This window comes from Maritimibacter sp. (assembly GCF_016774595.1).
Classification (GTDB): domain Bacteria; phylum Pseudomonadota; class Alphaproteobacteria; order Rhodobacterales; family Rhodobacteraceae; genus Maritimibacter; species Maritimibacter alkaliphilus.
Window position 1 is genome coordinate 1,444,932 of sequence record NZ_JACBWT010000001.1, and the last position, 16,978, is coordinate 1,461,909.

The 16,978-nt window shown below is 62.2% G+C and carries 23 protein-coding genes, 1 tRNA gene and 1 pseudogene; 16 read left to right on the forward strand and 9 right to left on the reverse strand.

Annotation, left to right across the window (positions count from 1 at the left end; translation table 11 throughout):
- Nucleotides 1-2: 2 nt before the first annotated feature.
- The 5 genes from mscL to HOY44_RS07310 all read left to right on the forward strand — a co-directional run bounded on the left by mscL (nucleotide 3) and on the right by HOY44_RS07310 (nucleotide 2,556).
- The gene (gene mscL, locus HOY44_RS07290; RefSeq protein ID WP_008333644.1) at nucleotides 3-437 is read left to right on the forward strand and encodes a large conductance mechanosensitive channel protein MscL; all 435 of its coding nucleotides are present in this window, start codon (nucleotides 3-5) and stop codon (nucleotides 435-437) included.
- Between the two features lie 80 nt (nucleotides 438-517).
- Nucleotides 518-1,375: a mechanosensitive ion channel family protein gene (locus HOY44_RS07295; RefSeq protein WP_008333643.1), complete on the forward strand. Its 858-nt coding sequence runs from the start codon at nucleotides 518-520 to the stop codon at nucleotides 1,373-1,375.
- Nucleotides 1,376-1,428: 53 nt separating this feature from the next.
- The gene (locus HOY44_RS07300) at nucleotides 1,429-1,893 is read left to right on the forward strand and encodes an SH3 domain-containing protein (RefSeq protein ID WP_287433948.1); all 465 of its coding nucleotides are present in this window, start codon (nucleotides 1,429-1,431) and stop codon (nucleotides 1,891-1,893) included.
- 63 nt (nucleotides 1,894-1,956) lie between these two features.
- Nucleotides 1,957-2,033: transfer RNA gene (locus HOY44_RS07305), tRNA-Met, on the forward strand.
- Between the two features lie 208 nt (nucleotides 2,034-2,241).
- Nucleotides 2,242-2,556 carry a hypothetical protein gene (locus HOY44_RS07310; protein ID WP_287433949.1) on the forward strand — a complete coding sequence of 105 codons (315 nt, stop codon included), beginning with the start codon at nucleotides 2,242-2,244 and terminating at the stop codon, nucleotides 2,554-2,556.
- A 24-nt stretch (nucleotides 2,557-2,580) separates the two neighbouring features.
- Here the strand turns inward: HOY44_RS07310 and HOY44_RS22635 are convergent.
- The 8 genes and pseudogenes from HOY44_RS22635 to HOY44_RS07350 form a co-directional block, all read right to left on the reverse strand.
- Nucleotides 2,581-3,600: pseudogene (locus HOY44_RS22635) on the reverse strand (recombinase family protein); the annotation flags it as partial.
- 130 nt (nucleotides 3,601-3,730) lie between these two features.
- The gene (locus HOY44_RS07320) at nucleotides 3,731-3,952 is read right to left on the reverse strand and encodes a hypothetical protein (protein ID WP_287433952.1); all 222 of its coding nucleotides are present in this window, start codon (nucleotides 3,950-3,952) and stop codon (nucleotides 3,731-3,733) included.
- A 523-nt stretch (nucleotides 3,953-4,475) separates the two neighbouring features.
- On the reverse strand, nucleotides 4,476-4,691 hold the full coding sequence (locus tag HOY44_RS07325; RefSeq protein WP_287433954.1) for a hypothetical protein: 216 nt from the start codon (nucleotides 4,689-4,691) through the stop codon (nucleotides 4,476-4,478).
- Nucleotides 4,688-5,059, reverse strand: a complete 372-nt coding sequence (locus tag HOY44_RS07330) for a hypothetical protein (protein WP_287433956.1) — start codon at nucleotides 5,057-5,059, stop codon at nucleotides 4,688-4,690. The genes HOY44_RS07325 and HOY44_RS07330 overlap by 4 nt, the downstream gene beginning before the upstream one ends.
- 313 nt (nucleotides 5,060-5,372) lie before the next feature.
- Nucleotides 5,373-5,567: a hypothetical protein gene (locus HOY44_RS07335; protein WP_287433957.1), complete on the reverse strand. Its 195-nt coding sequence runs from the start codon at nucleotides 5,565-5,567 to the stop codon at nucleotides 5,373-5,375.
- Nucleotides 5,564-5,779, reverse strand: coding sequence for a hypothetical protein (locus HOY44_RS07340; RefSeq protein WP_287433958.1), 216 nt, complete (start codon nucleotides 5,777-5,779; stop codon nucleotides 5,564-5,566). Before HOY44_RS07340 ends, HOY44_RS07335 begins: the two co-directional genes overlap by 4 nt.
- Nucleotides 5,780-5,999: 220 nt before the next feature.
- Nucleotides 6,000-6,641: a helix-turn-helix domain-containing protein gene (locus tag HOY44_RS22640; protein WP_353806610.1), complete on the reverse strand. Its 642-nt coding sequence runs from the start codon at nucleotides 6,639-6,641 to the stop codon at nucleotides 6,000-6,002.
- Nucleotides 6,642-6,809: 168 nt separating this feature from the next.
- On the reverse strand, nucleotides 6,810-7,055 hold the full coding sequence (locus HOY44_RS07350; RefSeq protein ID WP_287433961.1) for a hypothetical protein: 246 nt from the start codon (nucleotides 7,053-7,055) through the stop codon (nucleotides 6,810-6,812).
- Between the two features lie 869 nt (nucleotides 7,056-7,924).
- Here HOY44_RS07350 and HOY44_RS07355 point away from each other — a divergent pair.
- Together HOY44_RS07355 and HOY44_RS07360 are read left to right on the forward strand one after the other, a co-directional pair.
- The gene (locus HOY44_RS07355; protein ID WP_287433963.1) at nucleotides 7,925-8,098 is read left to right on the forward strand and encodes a hypothetical protein; all 174 of its coding nucleotides are present in this window, start codon (nucleotides 7,925-7,927) and stop codon (nucleotides 8,096-8,098) included.
- A 424-nt stretch (nucleotides 8,099-8,522) separates the two neighbouring features.
- Entirely contained in the window at nucleotides 8,523-8,999 is a 477-nt protein-coding gene (locus HOY44_RS07360) for a hypothetical protein (RefSeq protein WP_287433965.1), read from the forward strand.
- A gap of 35 nt (nucleotides 9,000-9,034) precedes the next feature.
- Here HOY44_RS07360 and HOY44_RS07365 read toward each other — a convergent pair whose 3' ends face one another.
- The gene (locus tag HOY44_RS07365) at nucleotides 9,035-9,322 is read right to left on the reverse strand and encodes a hypothetical protein (RefSeq protein ID WP_287433967.1); all 288 of its coding nucleotides are present in this window, start codon (nucleotides 9,320-9,322) and stop codon (nucleotides 9,035-9,037) included.
- Between the two features lie 785 nt (nucleotides 9,323-10,107).
- Between HOY44_RS07365 and HOY44_RS07370 the strand changes: the two genes are divergently transcribed.
- The 9 genes from HOY44_RS07370 to HOY44_RS07410 all read left to right on the forward strand — a co-directional run bounded on the left by HOY44_RS07370 (nucleotide 10,108) and on the right by HOY44_RS07410 (nucleotide 16,841).
- Entirely contained in the window at nucleotides 10,108-10,308 is a 201-nt protein-coding gene (locus HOY44_RS07370; RefSeq protein ID WP_287433969.1) for a hypothetical protein, read from the forward strand.
- On the forward strand, nucleotides 10,301-10,822 hold the full coding sequence (locus HOY44_RS07375) for a YfbR-like 5'-deoxynucleotidase (RefSeq protein WP_287433971.1): 522 nt from the start codon (nucleotides 10,301-10,303) through the stop codon (nucleotides 10,820-10,822). Before HOY44_RS07370 ends, HOY44_RS07375 begins: the two co-directional genes overlap by 8 nt.
- Nucleotides 10,819-11,463, forward strand: a complete 645-nt coding sequence (locus HOY44_RS07380) for an MT-A70 family methyltransferase (protein ID WP_353806611.1) — start codon at nucleotides 10,819-10,821, stop codon at nucleotides 11,461-11,463. The genes HOY44_RS07375 and HOY44_RS07380 overlap by 4 nt, the downstream gene beginning before the upstream one ends.
- On the forward strand, nucleotides 11,463-11,759 hold the full coding sequence (locus HOY44_RS07385) for a hypothetical protein (protein ID WP_287433975.1): 297 nt from the start codon (nucleotides 11,463-11,465) through the stop codon (nucleotides 11,757-11,759). The genes HOY44_RS07380 and HOY44_RS07385 overlap by 1 nt, the downstream gene beginning before the upstream one ends.
- Complete coding sequence (locus HOY44_RS07390; RefSeq protein WP_287433977.1) at nucleotides 11,759-12,976, forward strand: DUF7146 domain-containing protein; 1,218 nt, start codon at nucleotides 11,759-11,761, stop codon at nucleotides 12,974-12,976. Before HOY44_RS07385 ends, HOY44_RS07390 begins: the two co-directional genes overlap by 1 nt.
- Nucleotides 12,948-13,172, forward strand: coding sequence for a hypothetical protein (locus HOY44_RS07395; protein WP_008333615.1), 225 nt, complete (start codon nucleotides 12,948-12,950; stop codon nucleotides 13,170-13,172). Before HOY44_RS07390 ends, HOY44_RS07395 begins: the two co-directional genes overlap by 29 nt.
- Nucleotides 13,169-14,992, forward strand: a complete 1,824-nt coding sequence (locus HOY44_RS07400; protein ID WP_287433979.1) for a DNA primase family protein — start codon at nucleotides 13,169-13,171, stop codon at nucleotides 14,990-14,992. Before HOY44_RS07395 ends, HOY44_RS07400 begins: the two co-directional genes overlap by 4 nt.
- A gap of 372 nt (nucleotides 14,993-15,364) precedes the next feature.
- Nucleotides 15,365-16,036: a hypothetical protein gene (locus tag HOY44_RS07405; RefSeq protein WP_287433980.1), complete on the forward strand. Its 672-nt coding sequence runs from the start codon at nucleotides 15,365-15,367 to the stop codon at nucleotides 16,034-16,036.
- A gap of 91 nt (nucleotides 16,037-16,127) precedes the next feature.
- Nucleotides 16,128-16,841, forward strand: a complete 714-nt coding sequence (locus tag HOY44_RS07410) for a hypothetical protein (protein WP_008333611.1) — start codon at nucleotides 16,128-16,130, stop codon at nucleotides 16,839-16,841.
- Nucleotides 16,842-16,978 lie beyond the last annotated feature (137 nt).

The following is a 16,978-nucleotide window of genomic DNA, read 5'->3' on the forward strand; positions in this document are numbered from 1 at the left end:
AAATGTTGACGGAATTCAGAAACTTCATCGCCCGTGGCAATGTCATGGACATGGCCGTCGGGATCATCATCGGCGCGGCCTTCACGGCCATCGTGTCGTCACTGGTCGCAGACCTGATCAACCCGATCATCGGCCTGTTCACGGGCGGAATCGATTTCACCAACAACTACGCGGTCCTGAGCGGCGAGGTGCCGGCGGGCGCATCGCTCGAAGCAGCGCGGGAAACCGGCGCGTCGATCTTCGCCTACGGATCGTTCATCATGGCGGTCATCAACTTTCTCATCATCGCCTTCGTGGTCTTTCTGCTGGTTCGCTCCGTGAACCGGATCAAGGATCTTGCCGAGAAACCGGAAGAGGTCAGCCCGCCCGAAGCGCCGCCGACGCCGCCGGAAATCCAGCTTCTGACGGAAATCCGCGACGCCCTCGCCAAAGGCTGACCGCGCCTGAGACACGACACAGGGCCCGGTCTCCGGGCCCTTTTTCTATGACCGAGCAGCACAGGAGATAAGGACACATCATGGAAGACCAAATCGCCATCTGGCTCGACCAGTTCGGGGAGTTCCTGCCCTACATCGTCAACGGGGTGAAAGCTCTCGTCATCCTGATCGTCGGCTGGATACTTGCCGCCGCCGTCGCGCGCATGGTGCGCAAGCGGATCGAGGGCGCCAAGCGGATCGACCCGACCGTGGGCAGCTTCATCTCGTCCATCGTGCGCTGGGTTCTGATCGCGGTCGTCCTCATCACCGTGCTCAACATCTTCGGGATCGAGGCGACATCGCTCGTCGCCATGCTGGGCGCGGCCACGCTGGCCATCGGGCTTGCCTTGCAGGGCACGCTTTCGGACCTTGCGGCGGGCTTCATGATTATCCTCTTCCGGCCCTACCGGAACGGGCAATACATCGCCATCGACGGCACCGCCGGCACGGTGAAAGAGATCAACCTGTTCTTCACCGAGCTCGCGACGCCGGACAACGTGCAGATCGTGGTGCCGAACGGAAAAGCATGGGGGGCGATCATCACCAACTGGTCCCACCATGCGACCCGTCGTGTCGATATCGTGATGGGCATCGATTATTCCGACGACATGGACAAGGCGATCGAGGTCATGCTCGACATGGCTCGCGCCGACGCACGGGTGCATGACGATCCGGAGCCCTGGGCGAAGGTCACCAATCTGGGCGACAGTTCGGTGGACATCACCATGCGCATGTGGGCCGATGCCGCCGATTACTGGGATCTGAAATTCGAGTTCACCAAGGGCCTGAAAGCCGCCTTCGACGAGGCCGGGCTTTCGATCCCGTTCCCGCATCGCACGCTCTACGTCAAATCTGACGAAGGCGACGTGGTCAACGTCGCGCGCGCGTCTGACGCATAGCGCGATTCCGAAACCGTGGTATCCTTCCCTCGTCACACCGAGGGGAGGGTTCCATGAAACGCCGTCTGTTCCTGACGTCCGCCGCCGCCGCGCTGGTCACCGCGACGACAGCCCGTGCCGAACGCCTGCTGGTGAATTCCCCCGGCGACGGGTTCCTGAACCTGCGCACAGGCCCCGGCTCGCAATACGATATCATCCGCAAGATGTATCACGGCAGCGCGGTCGAGACGCTGGAATACGCGAACGGCTGGGTCCGGGTCCGGCATGAAAGCGGTGCCGTCGGCTGGGCCTTCGCCAAGTACCTCGTCCGTCCCGCCGCGACCAACGTCCGGTACGTGTATTCGCCGAACGACGGATACCTGAACCTTCGGACCGGACCGGGCACGCGCTACCAGATCATCCGCCCGATGTATAATGGCGAAGCCGTCACCCTGCTTGAGCGGTCCGGCGGATGGGTGCGGGTGAAGCATCAAAGCGGCGCGGTCGGCTGGGCGTTCGAGAAATACCTCCACCGCTGAAAAACCCGCCATTTGTGCGTTGACACGCCCCGCCCCGGCGGCTATCTGCCCCTTCGTGTGAATGGCGTGGTAGCTCAGCCGGTTAGAGCACAGCACTCATAATGCTGGGGTCGGCGGTTCAAGTCCGCCCCACGCTACCATCTCGCCCCGCCGGGTGGATGGCTCGACGAGGGCGGCGAGGTATCCGTAGACCGTTACGTGGACTTCGTCGCCCTCTCGTCGCACACGAATCTCCGAAATCCACTCTCTGATCGTATCCATTGCCTTGCGCGCTTCGGGCGTGTCGAGGTCAGACAGTGATGGTGCGAGATCGGTGAGCGCAGCCAAGTATCGGTTCGTCGCGTCAGGATGCAGTGTAAGGACCTCGGGCGGGTCAGCTTCCGCCAACGCAGCTTCGGCCCGCTCGGCCGCGAGCCGCAATTCGAGGATGCTGGCCTTAGCCTTAGGACCGTCCGTCACCCCGTCAATGTAGAGCTGGTGGGCCCGGTCGAAGGCACCGCGTGCCTTGGCCGCCGAACGTTCAAGTGTGGCACGGGTCCGCCCCTTTTCGCGGGCGAGGCGCTGACGTTCTTCGTGATAAGCCTTCAGGTATTCACCCATTACGTCAGGCTCGCGCAAGAGTTGGGCCAGTTCGGCGAACACCGCAGTTTCGATCTGGTCTAGCCGGACGGACTTCCGCTCTGTGCAGGTGCCAGCTTCCACCGCGTTCGAACAGGCCGCCTGGACCGCGCCATTCGGTCGGCGTGCGCGAATCACGATGGAGCCGCCGCAGCAGTCGCAGGCCATCAGTCCGGACAGAGGCCGCGCCGGGCGTTTGCGCTTCTCTCCCCTCAGCTCCATGCGCGCGAGACGCAACTTTCGGACGGCGGCGAAGGTTGCGGGCGGTACGATGCGCAGATGCTCGGCCGCCTCGATCTGCCATTCCGATTCCGGGTTCGTGCGGCTCACGCGCTTACCAGTTTCCGGATCGCGCACCATTCGCACGCGGTTCCAGATACGCTTGCCATCGTAGAGGTCGTTCCAAAGTATGCCATAGCCGCGCGCGGCATTCCCGGTCAGCACCGTCGAGCGCCAGACACTGCCCCGCGGTGCCGGAATACCCTCTGCGTTCAGTCGAGCGACAATCTCGCGCGTCGTGGCGCCACCGATGTATTCGTCGAAAATCCGGCGGATGATCTTGGCCTCGCCTTCGACGACCGTCAGCTGGCCTGGCTGACCGGGCACGGTCGCGTAACCATAGGCCCTGCCCCCGGCGCTGCGCCCGTCACGCACCACGCCGGCAAGCCCGCGCCTGGTCTTTTCTTTCAGCTGGTCGAGAAACATTTGGCCGAACAGGCCTTGGATGCCGACGGTCAGCGCGTCGGCTTGCCCCCGGTGCACTTCGAGCACTCGGATCCCTACGAAGTCGAGCGTCTGGAACAGCGGGTGAAGGTCGGCCGGGTTTCGGCTAATGCGGTCCAGCGCCTCCACCACGATCACGTCGAAAACCCGTTCCTTGGCGTCTGCAATCAGGGCCAAGAGGCCGTCTCGACCGAAGAGCGTCGCGGACGATTTCGCGCGGTCTTCGTAGCGATGGGTAACCGTCAACCCTTCGCGGACGGCGTATCCGTTGCAAAGCGCAAGCTGATCCTCGATCGAGCGGTCGTTTTGCAGGTCCGTCGAGAATCGGGCGTAGAGGGCGGCGCGTCGGCCGTCGATTCGCTGCATTTCTTCTCTCCCCGGGTGGCCCGTTCATGATCGGCCCGCGCATGCGCCCTGGCAAGTGCTCGCGCAAGATCGAGCAACCGTGGGTCCGGAGGCGGTGCCTCGCTTGGCTGGGAGGGTCGCAGTCCGGGCATCAACCTTGCCGTTCGATGTCGTCTGCGTGGCGGCCCAGCTGGTTGGCGAGGGTGTGCAGGGCCGTTGCCTCGATGTCGAGACGGGTGCGCAGGTGCGTGCGGATGATCGCGACGGCCTGGTCGGCTGTGAGGTCCGACAGGGCTTCGGTTGCCATCATGACTGCGGCGTGTTCGCGGGCGCGTTGGCTGCGAGCGTTGTTCAGGGCAGTGTGTTCCGGCAACGTGCGGCCCTGCAAGCATTTCCAGTTCGCGACAACCTTGTTGAAAACAAATGGCTTAAATGCAACTTTCCAACATCTCGGAAGTCGAAAGTGGAGAAAAGACAGTGCCGGAACTCTACGAACGTCATGCTCGGGTCCTGGAGAGTCTGATCCAAGTGTTGGAGCTGCGGCTCGAACGGGCAAGACTTCAGAATGATCTGGAGACGGAACAGCGTTTGCGGGTTGACCTCGAAAGATACCAGCAAGACTTCGAACAACTCCAATTCTACAAGCCGTCGTTGACCTAGCTTCGAATCCAATACTCTTCACGGTCTTAGCCTCGGTCTTACGCACAGGGCGGCGCTACAACCGTTAGTAAGTGTTGCATGTCGCGCACAGCGGCTAGAGCGAAGTGTCGAGGAAAGTCCGGGGGTCGAAGAGGATCGACCCCCGGAAGTCAGCCCGTCGCACGCCATAACTGTGCGCGACTCGGCAGGGAGACCGGCAGGATGGTCTTTAAGGGTCGCGGGGTCAAAGACTACGTTCATGCCGGCCCCCTTCTCACGGCACGCCGACCATCAGGGAGGATATTTACCCGTTGCAGCCCGACGTGAGGGCGGGTCTCGTCGGGAACATCAACGCGGATCGCGCGGTCATGCAGCGGTCGGCGAAGTCCCTCGAGCGTTTTGAGCCGTGGCTTTTCGACGGGGAGCAGAAAAGGGTTGGCCGTCCAGAAGCGGACGAATTCACGGATACTCATGACGCCTCCCCGCTCAGACGGCCCAATTCCGCTTGCGCCATCATCCGGAGCGCGGCATCGTGGCAGTGGAATAGGATCAGGCGTGCGGCCTTGCGTCGTTCGCAGCCAAACGCCTGCGGATCTTTCAAGACCATTTCGGCCCAGATCAGATCCAGTTCTATCTCTTTCGCTCGGGCCGCGCGGACCCAGGCGATCATCGCGCCCTCGGTCGTCTCGTGGTTTACCGACACGTCGTGCAACTCGATCGTCTTGCTGGCGCCCAAGTCGAAGCGCCCGCCATGCTCGATCGACTCGGCGAAGAATGCATCGAAATAATCTGTCGAGGGGAGGCGCGCGAGGCGGGTGAGGAAGTCGGCTCGCGCGGTCATGAGGGACTCGCGTCACGCGGCAGCGGGGAGAAGGAGGGCGTTCTCCGTCCCGCTGCCGCGCTCCCGTCCAGGGTCACGCCCGGAAGACGGTAGCCGCGAGCGGCTCGGACCACAACGTCTACTAACGTATGTTGTTCCAGGTCCGCACCCCCCGGAGGGACCTGCTTGGCGGCAAACGACTGAGGGGTGCGGTGCGTGACGAGCCATGGGGTTAGCTGGATGGAGGGCCGGAAAAGCATTGCGCTTGCGCCACACCCCCCGGTCACGCCAAGTAAAGCATACTTGTCCGTAGGGGCTTTGTGAACTGGGAGGTTCATGGCCGCACCGCGCCGCCGCCGATGACGGCGTATTCGATGGGGCTGGGGATGACCCATGCGGCCATCACTGCGATGAAAGCTATGACAATGGCCGAGGCGTAGTTTTCGTCGTTGCTGAGTGTCGCGGCGAGGAAGCCGGTACCGAGGGCCAGAACGGACATCGCGAAAATCTCAATCAGCGTGCTGATCATGTGCGACCACCCTCGATGACGATCAGGCGCGGGCGGCAAGGAGCACGGACCTGTTCGTTGCGGGTCTGGGCCAGTGCCTGCCCCTTGGCGCTGGCGCAGACGAGTTGGGCCAGATGGACCAGCGTGGGCCGGTCGGCATATGCGGCGGGATTTGCCAACACATGCGCTGCGTCGATGCGGGATCGGGGCTGGGCGGGGACTTGGCACGGCATGCGGGGCCTCCATCGGTTGATGACACTCTACATTATAGACATTTTGTCCACTATCAAGAAGAAAAATGGACAAGTTGTCTATTGCCTTGAGCGCACGCCAGCCTCACCATAGGAGGTGTTCACATATTGTTCCCGAGAATCCCATGGACGACCGTATTGATCCGGATGACCGCACGCTAATCGTCATCGCCATAATTTTCAGATTATCGGTAGACCGAGCTTACCGCTCGCCGTTGGTTCGCGCTTGCATGAGAGCATCGGCTAAGCTGTGCGGCAACTCGGTCAACCGCCCCCGATAGATGAAGTCCATTGAGACACCCCATCGCTCTGCAATCGCGAAGGCCGAGTCAGCTTTGATGAGGCGCTTGCCCTGCTCAAGCTTCGAGTACGTCGACCTATCAATCCCCACGGAATCGGCAAAAGCCCCTGCGGATAGATTGTGGTGCTCGCGCAACCTTTGAAGTCGGCGCCCTACCTCGACTGGATCGATATTGAAGCTGACCATTGGTCCCAATGTCATCACTGATCTACGACCCACACATGCGGAGTATTGGACAAATCGTCCACAGACAACATGTCCGCACTTGATATATGGACATTTTGTCCATACAACTGAGCGCCATGGACAAGTTGAACACGTTTTCCGACCTGATTTCCCTCTGGCCTGACCGGACCAGTTTCGCTGCCGACCTCGGCGTTCAAGTTGGAAGCGTCCACAAATGGGCCAAAGATCGGCCAATCCCTTCGAAATTCTTCGCCCCCATTCTGCGCGCTGCCCACGATCGTCAGCTTGCGGTATCGGCTGCGGACCTTGTTCGCCTGGCTGACGCCGCCCACGGCAGGCCACGGGAGGACGCCGCATGACCCGTCAGGCTCCCACACCTTTCCTACCCGCAGACCAACACGGCGTCCTGCTCTGCAGTGAAAATTTAGGCACTCTGGGTGTGTCGTTCGACAAACCCGACGAGATAGCTCAAGGGCACCTTCGTAATCCTGCCAGTACCCCTTCTCCAAAGGCGGCGCAGTCGCCCTACCGGAACGAATATGATCGAAGCTGCCAGTCGTCAGCGTCTTCGGGACACCTGTATGAGATGGGTTCACCGTTCGACCGACGGAAGGTTTTCCCAGAACTGAGATCTTCCAACGCTGAGGCCAGCGATGCGTAGCAGCCAAGATCCTCGTTGTCGAAAAACAGATGATATCCGTCGGGAAGGCGATGGATCGCCAATGTACCCTGCGGCGTGTCCAGCGCGAGGAAGTGCTTTTTCCAGTCCATGGTGGATGGCCTGTCCTTTCGAGACGGAGGGCGGAGCGTGACGCTAACCGACCGAGAGTTCGGCATATATCGGGGCTTCGGCAGCGGCACTGTGGAGCGAGAATTTCAGAAGAAAGCCGGGGATCGACTTCATGGATGCCTCGGCACGGGCTACGGCGCGGATCGCAAGAAGGGCGATGGGCCAACCTGGCGGACGTCGAGAGCGCGCCCCGTCCCCTCGGCTGTCTGTGATCTAAGAAACCCTTCGCACGTAAAGGAGTTGCGCACCCAGTCCGATGCCCCACGCGATTATCGCGATGCCGGCAATCGACCAAAACCCGTGCCCCCACCAGAGACAGGCACCAAGAGCGACCACAAGGCCGAAGGTCAGCGACCGGTGCATCAGACATCCAAAGGTTGGGCGGCTGCTTGTATGGGGGCGGTGACGCGGGTCGTCGTAAGCAGGCCCGTAGATCCGACCATCCATTCCGCATCTCCCTCTGGTGTCGCCAATCGAAGCCCGAAGACTGCGAAACCATCGGCGCAATGGCAAGTAAGGATATCACCATCCTATACTTTTGAGATTCAGTGTCTGATATCGGCTCCGTTTGCATATCGCAAATATCGCCTGTTGCAGAACGCAACGTCTTGCGAAATTGTCCCTGTTTCGTTCACGTGCGCCTCGTCCTTCGGTGGGTTGCGCGAATGCAGGAGCCATGCGCCGTCTTTCCGACGGGGCATTTGTCCGAGCGTTGGCTTCGCGCTCTTATTAATAGTGCCGTTGATCTCGGTTGTAGGACTTTCCCTGGATCCACGTCGCAACAGCGAACGCAACGAGCTGCGCTGCAAACAATCCAAGCGCGATGCATGCGATCGGTATGGACGGCGCCATGACCGAGATTGCCAAGGCCGAGACCAGGCCCATGATCAGGCAGGGTTTTGCAAATGTAGAAACAGCCCTTTCGGTCATCGAGTCCATGAGGCTAACCCGAGTGCCGATGTCGATTTTTGTCTCAGACGACATGGTCATTGTTTTGTACCTTCTTACTTTTCAGCTGACCTAAATGAGACCCGAGGATCAGGTTTTTCGGTAGTCGTGAAACCCTACCCACCCAAAATGCGCGATTGGGGCAACCTCGACACATTGCCGTCCATCGGCTGGTGTTTTGGGAAAACCCGGGGCGCTCGCCGGGCACTTGATCGTTCATATCTTGCCGAAAATAAGGACGAAGTTTTCGGTTTCGAACGTTCAAACCCGAATCAGATTTACGGGTTTAACAGCGCCGACTTAGTCGGAGATCACCGCGCCACCCTTCGGTCCAGACAATGGCCAAAGCAGATTGCCTATTCGAAAGGATGTTCGGACAGTCTCAGATGTCCAGGACCTGAACAAGGCACGTTTCCCGCCTTACGGATATCCCGCCCGTCGGTGGCGCGGTTCAGACGCCGGGCACACTCAAATCACCACGCCCTGCAGGAGGTTTCGCGATGACTCGCAGAACTCGCCCTGGCTCGATCCAATCCACCGTACAACAGGTCATCGCCGCCTACGGCGGAATCGAAGCGGCCGCGCTCGAGGCAGGGATTGCGATCTCGACGCTCAGCTACGGCACAGAACAACGCGAGGATCGTCCCGGCGGGCTTGGCGTCAACCATCTGGATCGGCTGGGCCGGATCGAGCCGGGGGCCGCGCTGCCCATGGCGCAGCACTTCTCGGCTCTTGCCGGCGGCGTGTTTCATCCCGTCGATCTATCCGGACCGAGCTGGTCGGATATGGCCGGGATATCCAAAGAGTTTGCGGACGTGGTCACCCTTCATGCAGTCGCACATTCCGACGGCTCGCCCGATCCACGCGACTATACGCTTGGCGAAGCGACGGAACAGATCCGGGAGATCGACGAACTGGTGACGGCCGCTTTGCGCCACCGCGCCGCTTTGATGATGAAAGTGCGGTGTTCGAAATGACGCCGCTCAAGCGAATGCCCAGGGCGACTAGTGCATCAGGTGGTCCGGTGCAGGCGTTGAATGCAAGACAACGCCAAAGCCATTACGCCAGCTGTTGCGACGACGACCGGGACGAGTGGGAGGCCAGTGAGACCCACCGCGCAGACTGCGACTGCACCCGTAGCGAGGAGCATGACGGCAACCATCACCACGTCCGAGTCAAGCAACCCCGTCGATGCCCGGTGGAACGGAGTTCCGGCTTTACGAACATTGAGATCCTTCAGCAGAGCACGCGCCTCGATAATGTCCTGCTCCCACTCCGGGTCCGCGAGTTCGCGGAGCATTCTAGCGTCGGCAACCACGGCCTGTTCGCGGCTCGGCCGCAGTCGCGAGGACTGACGAAAATCGTCCAGATATACGACCCGCCACGGGGTCAGTTCTTGGCCTTGAGTTGCGTTTCTCATTTCGTCTTACCGCCCAGTACTTCTTTGAATGGTATGGGTTTCCCTACCGAGGGTCTGGTTAACCCGTCCAGAGAAAAGTTTGGAATTTCAACAGTCTCGGCAACACGTGCTTACCGTTCGCCGTACCGCAACCTACCGCCTCAATGTTGGGGCGGACGTGTGCCGATCCAGCTGCAAGAAAGGCGCAAGCATGGTTACAATCCGACGCTGGCCCGCCGGCGGGACCGATTGGGAACTTATGCATTCCTGATTCGACAATTCCGGGAACGCGACTGCGTACTTCAAATCCGACATCAACGCGCTGCTGGTCGTTGCGCTTCGCCACCGCGCGGGTCTGGTCCTGAAACCTGGGGGGCAGGTTTGAGTGCCCAATGGAAAGTCGCGGCGACTGCGTCTGTCCCGCCCCGAGGTGCACCCGTTGGGGCGGACGCGTGCGCTGCGGCGTGCCGCTCTACTCATTCAGAACCACCGGTCGGGACGCGTGCCCGTCCGATGCAGCGCCTGGCGATCCCTTCTCCCTCCCTGGGTGAGGCCGACGCGATCCATTTTCTCAATCAGAACCGGGCGGTGTTGCAGCCCCGCCTGGAGGCCGGGGCGCCCCTCGCGGCAGACACTTCCCCAGGTGGCGAAGGTCACGCCCCGGCCGATTTGAAAGGCGGTGCGGCATGACTGATTTGACGTTGAACGGGACCTTCGACGACGAGGAGGTCGAGCGGATCGCCAAAGCGACCGCGCACAAGGTAGATCGCGCAACCGAGATCCTTGTTGATCTGATCATGGCGGCACGCGAGGGCGATGACGAGGCCTTTGCCAAGGCGAAAATCGAGGGCGAGCAGCTGCTTGGGATCGGGGACGACGATGCCTGATCTGGTCGCCATCTTTCGCGCCGGGTTCGTGCGCCGCTGGCATATGAACCCAGACCTCGCACATACCTGCGACCGGATCGATGGTCACTCGGCCCGTGTCGCGCGGATCTTGATCGCCCTACATCCGAACCCCTCGTTCGTGCTGATTCGAGAAGCCCTCACGCACGACGACGGCGAAAGCGTCGTCGGCGACGTTAAGGCTCCGACCAAAGATGCCGATCGGGAGTTTGCGATCCGGCTTGCAGAGATAGAAGCCAACGCCGCGCGCGACATTTGGGACGACCTGATCGCACCGGAATACCTGGCGGAGTACGACCGCGCCTGGCTCAAGTTCGCGGATCGGCTCGACGCCTATATGTGGGCCGCGCACCATGCGCCGCACGTGCTCTATGGCGATGGCTGGCCGGAATGCCGCGCCTGGTTGATCAAAACGACAGCCGAGCTCATGCATGATCTGCCGCACCAGGCCGAACAGGTCTGCGACGCGATCGAGCGGATGGGATGGCGCGGATGACCGCGAACGTCGTCCAACAGTTTGCGGATCTGCGCCCCGGCGGCGGGTTCGGCCTGATCATGGCCGACCCGCCCTGGCGGTTCGAGAATTTCTCGGCCAAGGGCGAGGGTAAGAACGCGACGGCGCACTACGAGTGCACCTCGCTCGACTGGATCAAGTCACTACCCGTCGAAGTGCTCGCGGCCGACAATTGCCTCCTATGGCTTTGGGCCACGAACCCGATGTTGCGCGAGGCGTTCGAGGTGCTCGACGCCTGGAATTTCGAGTTCGCGACGGCCGGCACCTGGGTTAAGCGCACGGTGCACGGCAAGGTGGCGTTCGGGACCGGATATGTCCTGCGCTCGTCGAACGAACCGTTTCTGATCGGAAAGCGCGGCAAGCCGAAGGCGACCCGGTCGACCCGCTCGACGATCCCGACCTACTGCGACATCGATCTGTTTGAGGGCGACTGGCCCAAGAGCACGGTGACGATCGAAGCGGTCGCCCGCGAGCATTCCCGCAAGCCCGACGAGGCTTTTGTGGCCGCCGAGGCGCTCTTGCCCGATGTGCCACGGATCGAGCTGTTTTCCCGGCAGGCCCGCCCAGGCTGGCGCGCATGGGGCAATCAGACCGACAAATTCTGCACTCAAGGGGCAGCCTGATGTCGTCGCGCCCGTTCTCTTTCCCGATGGCCGCCCTCGCGGCCGGGATGAAAGCCAAGGACGGCCGTGCCACGCCGCGCGACGGGATCGCGCTGTCGATCCTGCTACTGGGCGACCCGCTGCGCCTGGATGACGATGCGTCCGAGGCGGTCAGGTTCTACCTCGACGGAATCGCATGTGGCGACCAGGCCCGAGCCGGTGCTGCGCTTGTCGATTGGGTGCAGGCCCAGTTCCCCGCGCAGGTCGAGAATCCTCCCGAGTATGACTGGCAACGCCGTGCGGATTGCGGACGCTGATGGATATGCGGGCCACATATCGCGACCTCCTGGCATCCCACGGTGGGAACGAGGCGGAGGCCAAGGCTGCGCTCAATGCCGTGATCGAGGACCGCAAGGCGCAGGCCAAGGCCCTGCCGATTGGCGAGCTGGTGCAACGGCTGCAGATCCCGAACCTCAAGCGCCAGTCTGGCGAGTTGGTCGGTCCCTGCCCCGCCTGTGGCGGCACGGATCGATTTGCGATCAACGCGGCCAAGGGCGTTTTCAACTGCCGCAGCTGCGGTGCGAACGGGGGCGGCGTGAACCTGGTACGTCACGTCCTGGCCTGTGATTTTGGCGCGGCGATCGACTGGATGATCGGCGAGACCGCGGTGCAGATCTCGGACGCCGAACGGGCGCGGCGTCGGGCGCGGGCCGAGGCCGCCGAGCGCAAACGCTTGGCCGATGCCGCACGGTTTCGGCGCAAGGCCATCGAGGATGGCAAGAGGATCTGGAAACAGGCGGTCGAACCGGCCGGCACCCCGGTCGCCGATTATCTCGCGGGGCGCGGTCTGCCCCTGAAACGCTTTCCCCCGACGATCCGCTATCTCGCCCGGCACACCTACGCCAAAAAGATCGACGGCCAGGTTCGTTCCCTGCACACCGGCCCTGCAATGATCGCGGCCGTGCTGTCACCGGACAACCGGATCACGGCCGTTCACCAGACGTGGATCGACTCGGATCGCCCCGGCAAAAAGGCCAAGATCCTGTACGGCGGCGAAGAACAGCCCGCCAAACTTGTGCGCGGGTCGAAAAAGGGCGCCGCGATCCGGCTCACCTCAGCCAAAGGGTGTCACACCCTGATCATGGGCGAAGGCATCGAAACGACCTTCTCGGCCATGCGCGGCGCTCCAATCGAGGGCGCGGCCTATTGGGCGGGCGTCGATCTGGGCAACCTGTCCGGCATCATGGTCAAGGATCCGACCCCCGGCGCCCCGCGCTGGTCAGGGATCCCCGACATGACCGACGGCGAAGCATTCGTGCCGCCGCCGTGGATCAAGCGCCTCATCTTCGTGATGGACGGTGACAGTCACCCGGCCATGACCCGCGCCAAGCTGGAATCCGGTCTGCGCCGGGCAATGGCACTCGTGCCTGGCCTGACGGGCGAGATCGTCACGGCCAAGCCGGGCAAGGATCTGAACGACATGCTGATTGAGGAGGCGCAGGCCGATGACGAAGACCGTCTCCCTGACCACTGACGGTCGCGACGTGGTCATCGAGGGTCCGATCCATTCCGACCGGTTCCCGGTCGAAGAGCTCGGCTCACGCCTCGCGTTTTACCGCGAACTGCGTGACCGCAAGTGCGAACGCACGAAGACCGCCGGTGAGCACGCTGGACACTACGCCGAGACGGTTGCCGGTCTTGAGCGCCTGATCGAGGAGGTGGGGGAGTGAGCACTAAGGACGTGCGCGAAGCGTTCGACAAGCCCGAGCGGGTCGAGCCGATCGATGGGGGCCAACAGCCCCGCACCCCGGATGATGCAGGTGCGCCGCCGCCTCCCGAGGATCCGGTCGATCCCGTCTATCTGGCGAGCCAGCAGAGCGAAAACGACTATGGCAATGGGCAGCGGTTCATCATCCACTTTGGAGACGACCTTATGTTCGTGCCGCGTGTTGGCTGGTTCACCTGGACCGGCGCCGTGTGGCAGGCGGATCCCGACGAGCTCGAGGTCCGGCGTCGTGCGCAACAGATCGGGCCGCTGATCCTCGAAGAGCTCGATTACCTGAGACTGCCGCAGGTTCAAATGGACCTGATCGCAGAAGAGGACGTGTTGGTCCTGCGGCGTGTCGAGATCGAGGCCATACCCGCCAAGGATCGAAGCTCAGACCAGGCCACCGAACTAACCGAGCTGAGATTGAAGCTGGACCGGATTTCCGAGGCGAAGAAGAAACTGTCGGAGCGCCGCGCCGCCCGCCGTCGAAAGGCGGTGCAGGCAGGTAATTCCGGTCCGATCGATCACATGGTCGCCGAAAGTCAGACCTCGCTCGCGGTCCCGCTCGAGCAGCTCGACGCGGCCCCTTTCGACGTCAACTGCTTGTCGGGCGTCGTCCAGTCGAGGGTGACCGAAGAGCCGACCGACGACGGTCGCAAGATCCGCTATGCGCAGGTCGATCTCGTGCCCCACGCCCGCGAGCAACGACTGACCAAAATCATGCCGGTCGAGTACGACCCTGACGCGACTGCCCCCGGATTCGAAAAGTTCCTCACTCGGGTGCTGCCTGACCCTGACATACGGGCGTTCCTTCAGCGATGGTTTGGCGTCGCCATGACGGCCGAGCCGCTGCAAAACATGGTGTTCCTCTATGGTTCGGGTGCGAACGGCAAATCGGTGCTGGTCGATATCATCTCGCGCGTGCTGGGTGACTACGGCGCCACGGCTCGGATCGAAAGCCTGACCGGGACGAACCGACGCGGCGGTGGCGACGCGACGCCAGACCTCATTCCGCTTATTGGCTCGCGCCATGTGCGGACGTCTGAGCCTGACGAGGGGATGCGGCTTCAGGAGGGGCTTATCAAGGAATGGACCGGCGGCGAACCGATCCTCGTCCGCGCCTTGCACTCCGACTTCATCGTGGTGTTACCCAAGTTCAAACTCACGATGTCGGGGAACCACAAGCCGGACATTCGCGGAACGGACGATGGGATCTGGCGACGCTTCCTCATGGTCCCGTTCACGGAACAGATCCCCGTGGCCGAGCGGGATCCGCACCTCGTCGACAAGCTTTGGGAGGAGCGCGATGGCATCTTCCAGTGGCTGATCGTGGGTCTGAACCAGTTCCAGGAGATCGGTCTGTCGCCGCCCGATGCGGTGGTCGCGGCGACGGCCGAGTTCCGCGCCGAACAGGATCCCGTCGGTGACTTCCTTGCGACCTGCACCGTGGTGACTGGTCGCCCCGAGGACACGGTCACGAGCTCTCGGCTCGTCGAGGCCTTCACCTTCTGGCTCATGAAGAACGGACAGGGCGCCTGGAAACCGACAACGGTCTCACGCCGCCTGTCCGACAAGGCCGAGCGATGGCGACACCCCAACGGCGGCCAGAGCTTCACCAAGCGCAAGGCGTCGACCGTGTTCTATGACGGGATCCGGCTGACCGAAGTGTTTGCACGCGACCTCGACAATGCTCCACGCGATCATCGGGGCGGTTTCCTGCGCGGTGAAGTCGCAACCCCCGACCCCGATCCATCGGATGTACGGGAGGGTTGGGAGGATTGAGCCGCTCGTGGGAGGATAACGCCCGCTCCGGGGTCTGGGGGAATGTCTCGCAATCTTATGGGCTTACCAGTCGGCGTGGGAGGGTAGGGAGGCTAGGGAGGATGTTTCCGACCTACGCACGTGCGAGATATGAACCGGGGTCTGGGGGAAAGTTGCCTCACATGCGTTGGGTCGGTTTTTGCCTCCCTATCCTCCCTACCCTCCCACAGCGTTGCGTTTTCCTCGCTTTTTCAGGGCCTTATGCTTCCTCTTGGTTCGCGCCCTATCCTCCCATGAAACCACCTTGATCCTCCCTACCCTCCCTGATGAACCAGACGAGAAACAACAGGTTGTAGAACGGGGCGCAGACCCCACCAAATATAGAGGTCCGACATGATGGCGGTGCGGAATTGGGACAGTGAGACGTTTGAACCGAAGGACGGCTTGGCCAGACCGAGGCGCGGTGCGGTTGTTGATGTCGGGATCTGGGATCTGGTGCAGTGGGCGTTCCAGGTGGAAGGGGCGAGCCTCAACTTCGATGAGGTCGGGATGCGGTACAACGTCGGGATCGAGTGGATCCTGATCGAGCAGGCCCGGCTCGGGTGCCGCCCCGACGGCGGCGGCCGGTCGGACCCGCACCCTGACGCCGACATCGTTGCGGCCGCCCTGACCGTGCTGCCTGAAGCTTACGGTGGTGCTGGCATGGCGATCACCATTGCCGAGTGTGCCCGCACTGGCCGGATGCCGGACTGCATGCCTAATGCCGTGGCACGGTGCGCGCCGCGTGGGTGGCGTCGCCACAAGACGGGCACATATGCCGAGCGGGAATACTGGACGGGGCCGGGCCGATGGCCTTCGACCTGGTTGTCGGACAAGTACGGGTATGTCTGCCCGGTCACATACACGGGCACAGCCGTCGACGTTGGTCGGGCACGGCGCGCCTATCTTCAGTGGTGGTCAGCCTTGCTAGAGCTGCGTCATTGCCTGTCGATAGGCCGCAGCCTATCGGCCTTTCGGCTGACCGACGCGATGCCGCGGCGCGAGCCTTGGAAAGATAAAGCTTGACCTCATTCCCAATCTATTGACATCTTGCCTGCGAACCGAACTGCGCCCGAAGCTGAGACCCAGCCTCGGGCGCTTCTCGTTTGGGAACGCCATGATCTCGATCTCAGGGAACATCGAAAGGCTAGTGCGTCAGTTGGACGACGTGCAGGCCCGGCAAATCCCCTACGCCCTTTCAAGGGCATTGAACGACACGGCCAGGGATGTGATCGAAGCCGAGAGGCTGCACATGGTCTCGGTATTCGACCGACCGACCAGGTGGACGCTCAACGCCTTTCGGGTCGAGCGCTCGTCGAAGTCGAACCTCGTCGCTACGGTCGAGCGCAAGTCTGCAGTCGGTCGCCGCTTCTACCTTGAAGTGCAAGCCGAGGGTGGCGCGCGACCGCAGACGGGGCTTGAGCGGGCGATGGGATACCGGCTGAAGTACGCAGGACAGATCGTCGCCGTGACACCAGCGGCGGGCATGAGACTGACAGCGGCTGGCAACATGTCCCCCGCGATGGTGAGCCGCGTAATCGCCGCCGTACAGGTTCAGCTGGACCGGCAACAGAACACGACCGCGAGATCACGCATGCGCGCGCCGTCTCGGGCGCAGTACTTCGTGCCGCGCCCCGGATCGAAGCTCTCGCCCGGGATCTGGGAAAGGCGCGGCAAGCGGACGTTGCGCAAGGTGATGCACTTCACCACCGCGGTGCCGACGTACACGCCGCGATTTAAGTTCGAGGAAGTCGCGGTCCGTAGGTCGCGCGAGACGTTCGAAGCCAACTTCTACCGCTGGCTGCAGCACGCGCTTGCGACAGCGAAATAGGCGACGGGTCCTTCCTCATGGCGCCCGCATGCGGGTTATTCGCGCCCCGTTGGAATTGGGTGGGATTAGGTTTCGGGAGGTTCGTTTTGAGGTTGTTGTTGTTGTCCCGGTGAGGTCGGCAGCAGTGAGACAGGCAA

Coding starts and splice junctions, on each gene's coding strand:
- HOY44_RS07365 (WP_287433967.1), bottom strand. CDS start 9,322: ATGCTCCGCGAACTCGCGGACCCGGAGTGGGAGCAGGACATTATCGAG.
- HOY44_RS07325 (WP_287433954.1), bottom strand. CDS start 4,691: ATGAGTATCCGTGAATTCGTCCGCTTCTGGACGGCCAACCCTTTTCTG.
- HOY44_RS07410 (WP_008333611.1), top strand. CDS start 16,128: ATGATCTCGATCTCAGGGAACATCGAAAGGCTAGTGCGTCAGTTGGAC.
- HOY44_RS07380 (WP_353806611.1), top strand. CDS start 10,819: ATGACCGCGAACGTCGTCCAACAGTTTGCGGATCTGCGCCCCGGCGGC.
- HOY44_RS07395 (WP_008333615.1), top strand. CDS start 12,948: ATGACGAAGACCGTCTCCCTGACCACTGACGGTCGCGACGTGGTCATC.
- HOY44_RS07355 (WP_287433963.1), top strand. CDS start 7,925: ATGACCGAGATTGCCAAGGCCGAGACCAGGCCCATGATCAGGCAGGGT.
- HOY44_RS22640 (WP_353806610.1), bottom strand. CDS start 6,641: ATGCGGCGTCCTCCCGTGGCCTGCCGTGGGCGGCGTCAGCCAGGCGAA.
- HOY44_RS07370 (WP_287433969.1), top strand. CDS start 10,108: ATGACTGATTTGACGTTGAACGGGACCTTCGACGACGAGGAGGTCGAG.
- HOY44_RS07390 (WP_287433977.1), top strand. CDS start 11,759: ATGGATATGCGGGCCACATATCGCGACCTCCTGGCATCCCACGGTGGG.
- mscL (WP_008333644.1), top strand. CDS start 3: ATGTTGACGGAATTCAGAAACTTCATCGCCCGTGGCAATGTCATGGAC.
- HOY44_RS07310 (WP_287433949.1), top strand. CDS start 2,242: ATGCAGTGTAAGGACCTCGGGCGGGTCAGCTTCCGCCAACGCAGCTTC.
- HOY44_RS07375 (WP_287433971.1), top strand. CDS start 10,301: ATGCCTGATCTGGTCGCCATCTTTCGCGCCGGGTTCGTGCGCCGCTGG.
- HOY44_RS07405 (WP_287433980.1), top strand. CDS start 15,365: ATGATGGCGGTGCGGAATTGGGACAGTGAGACGTTTGAACCGAAGGAC.
- HOY44_RS07330 (WP_287433956.1), bottom strand. CDS start 5,059: ATGACCGCGCGAGCCGACTTCCTCACCCGCCTCGCGCGCCTCCCCTCG.
- HOY44_RS07350 (WP_287433961.1), bottom strand. CDS start 7,055: ATGGACTGGAAAAAGCACTTCCTCGCGCTGGACACGCCGCAGGGTACA.
- HOY44_RS07300 (WP_287433948.1), top strand. CDS start 1,429: ATGAAACGCCGTCTGTTCCTGACGTCCGCCGCCGCCGCGCTGGTCACC.
- HOY44_RS07385 (WP_287433975.1), top strand. CDS start 11,463: ATGTCGTCGCGCCCGTTCTCTTTCCCGATGGCCGCCCTCGCGGCCGGG.
- HOY44_RS07335 (WP_287433957.1), bottom strand. CDS start 5,567: ATGATCAGCACGCTGATTGAGATTTTCGCGATGTCCGTTCTGGCCCTC.
- HOY44_RS07295 (WP_008333643.1), top strand. CDS start 518: ATGGAAGACCAAATCGCCATCTGGCTCGACCAGTTCGGGGAGTTCCTG.
- HOY44_RS07340 (WP_287433958.1), bottom strand. CDS start 5,779: ATGCCGTGCCAAGTCCCCGCCCAGCCCCGATCCCGCATCGACGCAGCG.
- HOY44_RS07360 (WP_287433965.1), top strand. CDS start 8,523: ATGACTCGCAGAACTCGCCCTGGCTCGATCCAATCCACCGTACAACAG.